Annotated in this window: 11 protein-coding genes; 3 read left to right on the plus strand and 8 right to left on the minus strand. The window is 50.7% G+C overall.

Annotated features, from left to right (window positions below; genetic code table 11):
• The first annotated feature begins 180 nt into the window (after positions 1-180).
• From LAT77_RS01120 to LAT77_RS01130, 3 genes are read left to right on the plus strand one after another with little or no spacing between them, the layout of a single operon-like run.
• Positions 181-3054, plus strand: a complete 2874-nt coding sequence (locus LAT77_RS01120) for a YdbH domain-containing protein (RefSeq protein ID WP_290562693.1) — start codon at positions 181-183, stop codon at positions 3052-3054.
• Between the two features lie 52 nt (positions 3055-3106).
• Positions 3107-3286: a YnbE family lipoprotein gene (locus tag LAT77_RS01125; RefSeq protein WP_367118123.1), complete on the plus strand. Its 180-nt coding sequence runs from the start codon at positions 3107-3109 to the stop codon at positions 3284-3286.
• A gap of 10 nt (positions 3287-3296) precedes the next feature.
• Positions 3297-3689, plus strand: coding sequence for a YdbL family protein (locus LAT77_RS01130; protein ID WP_290562695.1), 393 nt, complete (start codon positions 3297-3299; stop codon positions 3687-3689).
• Positions 3690-3747: 58 nt separating this feature from the next.
• Here the strand turns inward: LAT77_RS01130 and LAT77_RS01135 are convergent, their stop codons facing one another.
• The 8 genes from LAT77_RS01135 to LAT77_RS01170 all read right to left on the minus strand — a co-directional run bounded on the left by LAT77_RS01135 (position 3748) and on the right by LAT77_RS01170 (position 12164).
• Positions 3748-4755 (minus strand): c-type cytochrome, encoded by a 1008-nt coding sequence (locus LAT77_RS01135; protein WP_290562696.1) that lies wholly within the window; start codon positions 4753-4755, stop codon positions 3748-3750.
• A gap of 11 nt (positions 4756-4766) precedes the next feature.
• Complete coding sequence (locus LAT77_RS01140) at positions 4767-5444, minus strand: c-type cytochrome (protein ID WP_290562697.1); 678 nt, start codon at positions 5442-5444, stop codon at positions 4767-4769.
• A gap of 216 nt (positions 5445-5660) precedes the next feature.
• Entirely contained in the window at positions 5661-6557 is an 897-nt protein-coding gene (locus tag LAT77_RS01145) for a mechanosensitive ion channel domain-containing protein (protein ID WP_290562698.1), read from the minus strand.
• Between the two features lie 64 nt (positions 6558-6621).
• Positions 6622-7386, minus strand: coding sequence for an SDR family oxidoreductase (locus tag LAT77_RS01150; RefSeq protein ID WP_290562699.1), 765 nt, complete (start codon positions 7384-7386; stop codon positions 6622-6624).
• 6 nt (positions 7387-7392) lie between these two features.
• Positions 7393-8286: a 3-hydroxyisobutyrate dehydrogenase gene (gene mmsB, locus LAT77_RS01155; protein WP_290562700.1), complete on the minus strand. Its 894-nt coding sequence runs from the start codon at positions 8284-8286 to the stop codon at positions 7393-7395.
• Positions 8287-8296: 10 nt separating this feature from the next.
• Positions 8297-9439, minus strand: a complete 1143-nt coding sequence (locus tag LAT77_RS01160; RefSeq protein ID WP_290562701.1) for an enoyl-CoA hydratase/isomerase family protein — start codon at positions 9437-9439, stop codon at positions 8297-8299.
• A 49-nt stretch (positions 9440-9488) separates the two neighbouring features.
• Positions 9489-10646 carry an acyl-CoA dehydrogenase family protein gene (locus LAT77_RS01165; protein WP_290562702.1) on the minus strand — a complete coding sequence of 386 codons (1158 nt, stop codon included), beginning with the start codon at positions 10644-10646 and terminating at the stop codon, positions 9489-9491.
• Between the two features lie 15 nt (positions 10647-10661).
• Complete coding sequence (locus tag LAT77_RS01170) at positions 10662-12164, minus strand: CoA-acylating methylmalonate-semialdehyde dehydrogenase (RefSeq protein ID WP_290562703.1); 1503 nt, start codon at positions 12162-12164, stop codon at positions 10662-10664.
• Position 12165 lies beyond the last annotated feature (1 nt).

Genomic DNA, 12165 nt, shown 5'->3' on the forward strand with positions numbered 1-12165 from the left:
CAACCTTCTACCCAAAGTCTGCGATTAGCATAGCATTTTTTCCCTCGTGGGTGATGCGCCAACAGGTAAATTATATTGCCCCAACGCGCGGAACCGTTTACTTTAATCACAGCCTAAGTAATTGCCTTAGTTAGAAAATCTCACCATGGTAAGGAGACTCTGCGGTTTTGGGATTGAACGATGACGACAGCTAAAACAACGCCTCACACAGGGATAACGCTGCGATACCGTTTACTGCGTGGATTCGGTTGGCTCACTGCCGCTGTTTGCGCATTTCTATTGGCTACATTTTTACTCGCGAGTCTCTTTGTCCATCAGCTCATTCAAGAGCAATTTCGAACACTCGGCATTACCGATGCAAGCTGGACGGTCACCGCGCTCAGCCATCAACAGGTGCGGCTTAATGACATTCAATTTCGCTATCGTCTGAACAACGACGATGCTAAAGACGATCCTAAAGACGAGAATACGCTTGCCGTTCACATTCATTCGCTGCGCCTGAACTTTCATTGGCAAGGTGCAACGTGGCGTAGCCTACCCGTACTCGAGCAGATGAGCATGTCTGGTGTAGAGGTCACGCTCAACCAGCTGCCTCATCAAATACTGGCGCAACTCCCACCGTCTACGCGGGTCGGCAGCGATGCCACCGAGCCCCAAGAGCCACCGACACTGCAGCAGGCGTTATCGCTCGAGCGAATTGCACATGAATTAAGCACCTTTCATTGGCTTGCCGAGCAGTGGCAGATCGACCTCGAAGACCTCACGCTCGCTTTTCCCTGTACTGATGTTAACGATGAAATTTGTACGCTTAACGCACAGATCAATGCCAATTATCACCATGCACAGCAAGCGTCACTAGCCGTCATGCTTGCACCGAATGACTTGGTAAACCCGCAATCGCAACTTCGTTTAGCCATCAAACTTGACGAGCAAAACAAAACCATCGCTATCGATTGGCGGCAACCCGAATTATTCAATGCGCCATTCACCGTAGCGCTGCAATCAGACTCCATTGAGTTTGCCGGTCAACTTAGGCTAGAACTCAAGGACTGGTTGGCTGACCTTCATGCGTCGCCAAGTCGACAGCCCTTGCTGCAAGTCCTTGAACGTTGGCATCTCGCAGCGTTCTCGCCAACGGCGCTGGAATCACTGCAAGGCAGAATCAGCGACATGCAAGCGCAACTTGCTCAGCAGCTGATTGCACAACTGCCACTACAACCCTTGCAAACGGCGATACTGAGCAGTCAACTCAACACCGAATTCAGTGGTCGTCTACCGTGGCCAACGATCGTTGCCGAGAACGACGCTCAACTTCATGTAGACAGTCAGCTGCGCATGCCACTTGGCCCCAACAGCCTGCTACAAAGTACCCTTGCACTGACCCATGAGTCAGCGCTGATCAACCTTGTGTTAGAAGCAGAGCCCGAGACCCTTCACGCGCTGCGCGATACGATAAGCCAGCAGCGTCCAGACCATGCAGACATGCTGCTATCACTGCAGACAACGACGCCATTACAACTGCAGTTACGCGCGGCGAGTGAATTTGATTTTATTGCTTTCATTCATTCGCTGGTAACGGACACCTCCGGCGACGACGTAGCCGCACTATTCACCCAAGCGTTTCTCGATGTGCAACTAGAACTCAACGACTTCCCGTTTCAACATCAAGAGTTTGGCGCGAGCCGAGTGCGTGGTCAGACGCAGTTGCGCTTGCCGCTCGTGCAACTGCTCGACAACGAAGCGGAACTGAACATCGCATTACCCGCACCAACTGAGTTCAATATCGACCTTGAGCGCTGGACAATCGACGATGAAACCCAGCTGCAGCACGTGCAGCTCAGCAGCCAAGTTCGTCAATTTCAACTCGACCGCAGCGCACCACTAAAGAGTCAAATGAGCGCCAATGTCGCTGTAAAAATCAGGGAAATCACGCATCCCAGCTTGTTACCACAAGCCTGGAGTGGCAATTTAGCGATACAGCCACAGCTTGACCAAGCAGGTACTCATCACCTTGTCGGCGACATAGAGAACCAAGCTGGACTATTAGCGCGATATTCCACGTTGCTGGCACTGGACGAGATGTTGCGTGAACCAGCCGCAACGTTTGCCTTCGATTGGCAGCTTGAGGATATCTTTCTGATTGCGGGAAATCCCCTTGCCCACACCCTTGTCGACTGGCCTGAACTGCTGACCCTAGAACGCGGTCGAATCCAAGCACAAGGGCAACTCTCATACGCGAGCTCAGCACCTGATTCGCCGCTTCAGATTACAGCAACGCTGCGACTAGGCGATCTCGTCGGCATTTATGATGTCAGCGCTTTTCGCGGATTAAATGCTGAATTTGACGCAACGATGAACGCCGAACAGCTCGTCGTAAGTACTGAGCAGCTGCGCTTGCTGTCCCTGCAACAAGGTTTTTTAATCGGGCCTATCGAAGCTGGATTTCGCTATCAAGCGGACGTTGCCGATCCGCTGACTGGGAAATTAGAGCTACACCATAACCAAGTTCAGCTATTTGATGGTCGCGTCAATCTACGCAATCAGGTCTATGACTTCAGTGCCGAGCAATTACTCCTTCCGGTCGAGTTCGACGCGTTGAATCTTGCCGCGTTGCTTACGCAGTATCCCGTCAGTGACTTCACAGGGAGCGGATTATTGTCAGGGGTAATTCCTATTCGCCTCGGCAAAACCGGTATTTTTGTCGATAACGGTACTATTCAAGCACTTCCGCCAGGAGGACAACTGCGCTATTCCAGCGAAGCGTTGGCCGGTTATGCAGCGAGCAATGTGAGTATGCGAACACTCATGTCTGTGCTGGAAAACTTCCACTATGATTTATTATCCGGTGCAATCAATTACTATGATGACGGCACCTTGGAACTTCAGTTAAGCTTACAAGGTCAAAACCAAGAGTTAGAAAATGGTCGGCCAGTTCGTTTAAACCTTGTGGTGCAGGAAAATTTACCGGCGCTACTGACTAGTTTGCAACTGACCAACCAAGTCAATAAGGTCATAGAAGAGCGTCTGCAGCAACGATTATTGCGACAACGCTAGTATTTCACTCGACAAGGAGCCGCTTATGCGCCGCGTGACGACCAACTTAGCCATGCTGGCAATTCTGGTAACAGGAACGCTCATGGTTTCAGCCTGCACACCGACTGTGCAAGTTGCTGCACCACAAGAGCCAATCACCATTAACCTCAATGTCAAAATTGAGCATGAAATTTATATTCGCGTGGCCCGTGAGCTCGACGAGCTCTTTAGCGAATCTAGCGGTTTATTCTAAGGAGAACACCATGAACCTGATGCACTTTCTGCGCGCTGCTTTCGTCAGCTTAGTGATGTTAACCGGCGTGGTTGCAGTAACCGCCGCCCAGTCCCCCATCGCGCAAGCAAATGAGATGACCTTGCAACAAGCCATGAGCGCACTCAGCGGTGCGAAAGCCGAGGGCCTTGTCGGCGAAACCGAAACAGGCTACCTGGATGTCGTTAACAACGGCAGTGACGACCGAGCAGAACAAATCGTTAAGTTAATCAACGATGCTCGTCGCAGCGAATACGCTCGGATTGCCAGCCAAAACAATATTGCCGTGGCTGAAGTCGAAGCACTTGCGGGTCAACGCGCCATTGAGCGCACCCCGCCCGGCCAATACGTAAAAGTCAACGATCGCTGGTTACGCAAACCATAAAAAAGAGGGGGCAAATGCCCCCTCCAACGTCACTCACTGTCATTGAGCGGTTGCAACCTTATTCATCAGCACCGAAGGTGCGAGCACGCAGAATATCTGGCTTTAGAACTGGCTTTTCACCCGTATTCTCATGGTCGCCCAACAACACACCATTTTTTTCTAGGCCATAGTAACTGTGACGATGAAAGCCTAAGTATTTCTCACGTGTCTCACGCACATCACCGGTATAACGTGGATCTTGCGGCCGTTCGTGGCTGTTGATATACACCGCCACATCCCATGCCTCTTGCTCCGTTAATGAGCCCGGTTTACCGAGTGGCATATTCATATGAATAAACGACGCAGCGGTGAAAATACGCGCAATGCCAGCGCCCCAGTTGTACGAGTTATCCCCCCAAACTGCAGGAAATACCACTTCTCCATTTTGGCGCTTGCCTTCACCATTGGTACCATGGCATACCGCACAGTTGTCCTGATAAACCTGCTCACCACGATGATAGTCAACGTCTTCAGGAATTTGTGTACCTAAATTATTGAACCCGCGCCCAGCAATTCGGTGTTCGTAAACAGGAGCCCCCGTGGCGAGCCACTGATGATAGGCGACCAAAGCCAACATATCATCACTACCATATTCTGGTGAAATCCCGTTCATCGAATACGAGAAACAGCCAGCGATGCGCTCTTCCAAGGAATTCACGTGATCATTTTTCGGCCGATAATTGGGTAGTGTGGTCGCTGCGGGCCATACCGGGCCGCCCCAGTTCATGCCACCTTCGCCGGTATGGCAAGACGCGCAAGTCATGTCGTTAAACACATAGGTGCCACGATACTGTTGTGTATTCATAAAAATATCACGGCCTTTCAGTATCACCTTGCGCAATTCCGGGTGTACTGACTCATCGGCCATTAATTCGTCAACCGTCGGCGCTGTGTGCACGTAGCGATCGGCTTGCAGTTCCGGCAGATTAATAGGTACCCGAGCGTCATTGCCGATTAGCGCCAATGAAACCGCCGGTACTGTCAGACCCGCTGCCACGAAAAGTGTCATCATCGAGATTTTATGCATGGCTTTTCTCCTTACTCTGCACGCATCGGTAACGTACTTAGATACGCTGCGACCGCATCAATTTGCTCGTCCGTCAATCGCTCACTAATACCTGTCATTAGCTGTACTGTGTCATTGCTGCGCTTCCCGTCCCGCCATGCACGAATCTCTTGGGCAATGTAATTAGCGTGTTGACCTGCGATGGCTGGGAAGTCTGTGCCAACCCCTTGATTATCAGGACCGTGACACGACGAACACGGCGGAATGTATTGGTCCCAAGCGCCTCGTTCAGCTAGCTTCTTGCCCAGCGCCAATACGTCTTCACTAACCGTTGGCGACGCCGGTGGTGCTGGCGGCAGACTCGCGAAATATGCAGCCAAGTGGACGAGCTCTTCATCACTATAGCCGTCGACATTAGGTTGCATGACGGCACTAACGCGAGCACCCGAGTTGTAATCACGCATTTGCTTCAACAAATAGCCAGCGTCAAGACCCGCTAGACTAGGAAAGCCAGCAAAGGCATTGCCGGTGCCATCGATTGCGTGGCACGCCATACATGGCGCCCCCGAGCCATCACCGCGTGCGGCTAAAGCCTTGCCAATCTCGGGATCACCCGTCATTGCGACAGAGGCCGTGGTCGAAAATGAAAGCAGTAAAAGACCACCACACAGGTGGCGAAGGAAGGTAGTTTTTGTGAATTTCCGTTGCATCATGCACCCCTCAACAAACGGCTCCGAAGTTCGTAGCCTGATTGAAACTGAGTGCATATTAGGTGTTTCTAATTTAAATGAAAGGCTTGATTAACCCTAAAAAACATAAGGTTGATTTGGAACAATAAATGGTAGGAGATCTGAATGGAAGGTTGGCTTTCGGCGCAGCCTGCGCGATACTGAACAAAGTATTGCAACGTGTCCAGAACTGTCCACTTAATCTTCTTTGCTCGAGTCCGGTTCCTGGGTTTTCGGAGCCACCACTGCTGGCGCTGGTGCGAAGTTATAATTGACGAAGACATCGGTTAAAATCGACTGTTCGATAAAACTTCGCTGCCCTGCCTTGACTGGTATCCTAACCACCAAGTGAATCTCTCCTGCAGTAGCAACTTGCAAGGTCACACGTGGATCAACCGACGGTGATTCAAGTCCGCGCTGCTCGCTTTTCTTTTTCATATAACGACGCACATCTTCTAGATAGGGTGCGCAGTATTGGTTTGCGGTATCAAGAATAGCTTGTTTGGCTAACTTCCAGTTCTCTTCGCGCTTAAAAGGCACGGTGAAGACATGTAAAACCCAATCGTGGGTGTAACTTTCATTGATCACCGCTTCCGACACAAACAACGCATTAGGGATAACCGTCATGCGCCCTGTGCGCTGATGTGACAGTTTACCCGGGCCGACTTCGAGCAGCGTCGTCGTCAGTAAGTTTTGGTCAACCACATCGCCACGAAAGTCTTTCACTTGAATGCGATCACCAATATTAAAGGAGCTTCCAGCTGACTTCACAATCGAGCCGGTCAAGCAGAGAATCAGCTCTTTCGTAGCCACCACAAAAGCCACGGCAATCGCGACAATCGACAAGGCAAACGTGCGTAACTCAGTTGCCCAGATCATCATTAGGCCAAGCAACAAAATCAACAACAGCCCGTTGCGTGACTGCACCAACCATCGTTGGCGTAGCTCGGACGAGTTGACGCTTTTACGAATAAAACGACCAAGCAAGAAGCGGAGAATAGAAACGCCCGCAATTAAAACAACCGAACTGGCGATCAACCGTGCCGTGGAGCGCGAAATCTCGAAGCTTGCGAAGAAGTCCGTCCAAAATTCCATAAATCACTCCACGCATGTGAAAAAACGCCAACCGTCTCTACGATTGGCGCAACTTAGTGTGACGTTAGAGTCGAACGCCACCGTCAATTTCAATCACGCGACCGCTAAAGAAGTCATTTTCAATGATATAACGCGCTGAATGCGCAATTTCAGCAGGCTGACCCCACCGACGCAGTGGTACCATGGATAAAGCCCGTTCAACGGCTTCTGGTTTCATTTGTGCCGTCATCGGCGTTTCAATAAAACCAGGCGCAATTGCCGCACAACGAATGCCAAAACGACCAAGTTCACGCGCCCAGGTTACGGTCATCGCGACTACACCCGCTTTGGTTGCCGCGTAGTTGGTTTGACCGATATTGCCAGCACGAGCGACCGATGAAATATTAATAATGACACCTTTCTTGCCACGTTTGGCCATCACGGCTGACGCTTCGCGGCCGCACAAGAAAGTCCCCGTAAGATTCACATCAATCACCGACTGCCACTGTTGTAACGGCATTTTGTGGGTGATTTCGCCGTCTTTGCACTTAATCAACATACCGTCGCGTAAAATACCCGCATTGTTGACCAACACATCAAGACCATCAAAATGGCTATCAATAGCAGCAAAAGTCGCTTCAACAGCGGCTTCGTCCGTTACATTCACGGCATAGGTTTGTACATCTGCGGCACCTAATTTTTCGCATGCAGCAGCGGCGTCGGCGAGCATATCCGCATTCATATCCAACAACGCAAGTTTTGCCCCTTGGCTGGCGAAATCTTCCGCCATCGAACGGCCCAAACCTTGCGCACCACCGGTTACAACAATTACCGAGTCTTTGATTTGCATAATCAATTATTTCCCTTGCGGTTCAAACGATTGAAAGAGACTAGAGAAGTCTTTGCTGCCCCAACCCGCTTCACTGTGCTGACGGAATAACTCGGCGGCAAGTTGCCCCATAGGCGTAGCCGAGCCGGTCGTTTCCGCAGTTTTCGCAGCTAAACCGAGATCTTTCAACATTAAATCGACTAAAAAGCCACCGTTATAGTCATTGCTCGATGGCACGTTTGGCATCACGCCTGGACAGGGATTATACACTTCTAAAGTCCAGTTACGACCTGAGCTTTGCAACATGATATCCGACAGGACTTTCGGATCAAGACCATGGGCACGACCCAGCTGCAGCGCTTCGGAAGTACCAGCCATAAGGACTGCAAGTAACATGTTATTGCAAATTTTGGCTACCTGACCAGCACCATGTCCACCGGCGGTGAAAACGTTTTTACCCATTTTTTCTAAAATCGGCCGGGCTTCATCGATGTCCGCGGAGTCGCCACCACAAATAAAGGTTAACGTGCCCGCCTTGGCGCCACCGACGCCGCCCGATACCGGCGCATCAATAAAGCGCCGACCGGCTGCGGTAATTCCTGCAGCCAGCTCCCGCGCCGATTCCGCTGAAATGGTGCTGGAGTCAATCACTAACGCACCCGCTGGAATCGCGTCTAAAATACCGTGCTCGCCAAAATACAAACCCATCACATGTTTATCTGCGGGTAGCATAGACACGACAACGTCAGCGTTACGCACCGCATCTGCGGCGGTAGCGGCGACACTCGCACCAGCGTCTTGTAATCGTGCTAACGCCTCTGCTGAGAGGTCAAAGACACTGACGCTAACGCCAGCTTTGACGAGATTGGTGGCCATCGGGCCACCCATATTACCTAAACCAATAAAACCAACTTGAGCCATGATCTGCCCCTTATGCTAAATCGTGAAGAGGATGCTCACTTTCGCCCCATGGCGCACTGAACATCGCGTCAAGGTCATCCGCGTAAACGTCACTAATGTCATTGTGACTCCACTTCGGCTGCCGATCTTTGTCGATTAATAATGCCCGCACGCCTTCGCGGAAGTCGCCTCGCGCGGCACAGTTCACCGACAAGGTGAGTTCCAATCGAAACGCGTCGGCTAAACTTAATTCCCCGCCGAACTGCAGCTGCTGCCAAACAATGTGGGCAGTCAGCGGACAGCCCGCTTTTAGTGTCGCTTGCGCCCGCGATAACAGCTTATCGTCAGTCTCATAAGCCAAAAACTGCGCACTAACCTGTTGAATATCATCACCCGTCATCAGCGAACGAATGACGTCACGGCGTTCGTACAACTCAGCGGTGGGCATCTGCTCGTCCGCAAGCTTACGTTGCAAGAGCGTATCACTGAGTGTCGCCAGATTAAGCTCAATATCGTCACTCCAACTTGCATTCGTCAGCGCCTGCAGGGTGTTGTCACGCATATCGCTGGCAATCGCGAAATCCGCTAGCCCGATATATAAAGCATCAGCGGCATTGACTTGTGCGGCAGTTAAACCTAAGAACAAGCCCATGTTATCGGGCAACTTACTGAGAAAATACGTCGCACCGACATCAGGGTACAAGCCGATACTAATTTCTGGCATCGCCAGTCGCGATCGTTCGGTCACAACGCGATGGCTGGCACCATTCATGAGGCCCATGCCTCCGCCCATGACAAAACCATCCGCCCAGACTAAAAGCGGCTTTTTGTAGGTTTGAATCAAGTAATCCAGACGATATTCGGCGTGAAAGAAATCCACCACTTCGTCGACTGGCTCATCTGGCATTTCCGCCATCGCATGATACATGGCAACAATATCACCACCGGCACAAAATGCTTTTTCACCGGCACCTTCAAGCCAAACGCAGGCAATATCTGCATCGTCTTGCCATGCCTGTAACTTCGGCATTAACAAGAGAATCATATCGAGACTTAAGGCATTCAATGACTTCTCGACGTTGAGTCGGGCTAAACCAATTTTTTTACCAGAAACCGTCGCTATTTCTTCAAAAACGACTGCTTCTGGGTTTTCAATCGTGTAGTTCTCTAACATGCTCACTTATCTCCTTGCGGGATTGAGTCGCAGAAAGCAAAAGAGCTACTTAAAGTAGCTCTGCTGCGCCATCCGCCAATAACCGTCGAGCGATAATCAGACGCATGATCTCATTGGTACCTTCCAAAATCTGATGCACACGAACATCGCGGACATGACGCTCCAACGGGTATTCTTTAATGTAGCCATAACCGCCGTGAATTTGCAGCGCTTCGTTACAAACTTGGAAGCCAATGTCGGTAGCAAACCGTTTCGCCATCGCACAATAAGCAGTTTTATCCGCATCGTTGCTGTCGACTTTAAACGCGGCTAAGCGCACCATTTGCCGCGCCGCAACCAGCTCAGTCGCCATGTCTGCGAGCTTAAACTGCAAGGCTTGGAAGGCAGCAATTGGCTTACCAAACTGGCTGCGCTCGTTCATGTAGTCACGCGCAGTGTTCAGCGCCGCTTGTGCGGTACCGACCGAACAGACCGCAATGTTAATGCGACCGCCATCGAGCCCCATCATGGCAAATTTAAAACCTTCGCCTTCTTCACCAAGTAAATTCTCAGCAGGAATACGCACGTCTTCAAACGTCACCAAGCGAGTTGGTTGCGCGTTCCAGCCCATTTTCTCTTCGGCTTTGCCATAGTGAATGCCGGCTGCGTCCGCTGGAACAACAAAGGCGGAAACGCCTTTAGCGCCTTCACCGCCGGTGCGCGCCATCACCACTAAGACATCGGTAGAGCCCGCACCGGAAATAAACATTTTCGAGCCGTTAATCACATAGCTGTCGCCGTCTTTCTTGGCGGTTGTGCGCAAGCTAGCAGCGTCAGAACCTGCGCCTGGCTCAGTCAAGCAGTACGAACCAAGCTTTTCGCCGGTGACTAACTGACTACACCAGTGCTCTGCAACTTCTGGCTTGGCAAATGAGCCAATCATCCAGCTCACCATGTTATGAATAGTCATCATCGCAGTCGTTGCCGTGCAACCCATAGCGAGTTGTTCGAAAATTAACGCTGCGTCCAGCCGCGACATCCCAAAACCGCCAGCACTTTCTGGCGTATACATGCCCATAAAGCCCATTTCGCCGGCTTTGCGAAACACTTCAATCGGGAAATGATGCTCAGCATCCCATTGGCCAGCATACGGCGCCATTTCCTTCTCAGCAAAGGCGCGCGCGGTATCAACATAGGCTTGTTGATCTTCGGTTAAATTAAAATTCACAACGTGACTCCCGATTTATTGCAATTTAATCGTCATGTTCGGGCCATTATCGATTTCGCTTTCTGGCCAACGTGCAGTAATGGTCTTGGTTTCGGTGTAGAAACGAATCGCTTGTTTACCGTACGCATGCAGGTCACCAAAGAACGAATTCTTCCAACCGGTAAATGAGAAGAAGGGTAAAGGCACCGGAATTGGAATATTAATACCCACTTGACCGACTTCAATCTCGTGCTGGTATTTACGCGCCGACGCACCGTTTGCGGTGAAAATCGACGTGCCGTTACCAAATGGATTAGCGTTTACGAGTGCAATGGCTTCTTCCAGTGTATCAACTTCGACGGCACAAAGAACTGGACCAAAAATTTCTTGTTGGTAAATGGTCATTTCTGGCGTCACTTTACTAAAGAAGGTTGGGCCAACCCAGTTACCATCAGGATAACCTTCAACGACACAGTTGGTGCCATCAACTAAGCACTCAGCACCTTCTTTTTTACCTTGCTCAATCAAGGAAATCACCCGTTGCTTGGCTTGCGGGCTAATCAATGGGCCATAGGCTGCGTCTTTGTTGTCCCATGCGCCCGGCTGAACTTTGGCTAACTGCTCAGCAAGCTCTGGAATCCACTCTTTCGACTTACCAACAAACACGGCAACTGAAATCGCCATACAACGTTGGCCAGCAGCACCAACAGAGGCACCTACCAAGTTGTTAATCACGGTTTGCTTGTTCGCGTCTGGCATAATCACACTGTGGTTCTTCGCACCAGCAAATGCCTGAACGCGTTTCAAGTGTTCAGTACCGGTTCGGTAGATATACTCAGCAACCGGCACCGAGCCAACAAATGACAAGGCTTTCACTTCTTTGTCTTTGAGCAAGATATCAACTTGCTCTTTACCGCCGTGCACGACTTGCAGTACACCCTTCGGCGCACCGGCTTGCTCGAACAATTCAACCAAACGCGTTGGCGTTAGGGGATCTTGCTCAGACGGCTTCAAAATAAAGGTGTTACCGCATGCGATTGCCATTGGGAACATCCACAACGGAATCATTGCCGGGAAGTTAAATGGCGTAATACCCGCGCAAACGCCAAGTGGCTGAATATAGCTATAGGTGTCAATACCGCGTGCAACGTTTTCAGCGGTTTCGCCCATCATCAGCGCTGGGATGTTGGCGGCTTGTTCAACCACTTCAATACCACGCCAAACGTCGCCCTTTGCGTCGTCAAAGGTTTTACCTGTTTCTAACGCTAAGATTTCGGCGATTTCATCATGGTGCTCTTTCAGTAGCGCTTGATAACGCATCATCACCCGCGCACGCTCTGACACAGGCACTTCACGCCATGTTTTAAATGCAGCTTTAGCGCTGGCAATGGCTTGCTCTACTTCTGCTTGCGTAGCGCAAGGCACTTCGGCAATGACTTCCTGTGTTGCAGGGTTGGTCACCGGAATATATTGAGTGGCTTGTGAATCTACAAACTCACCATCGATAAATAACTTCACTTTCTTGCTGTTGCTCGCCATA

Source organism: Aliidiomarina sp. (assembly GCF_022565475.1).
In the GTDB taxonomy this organism is placed as follows: domain Bacteria; phylum Pseudomonadota; class Gammaproteobacteria; order Enterobacterales; family Alteromonadaceae; genus Aliidiomarina.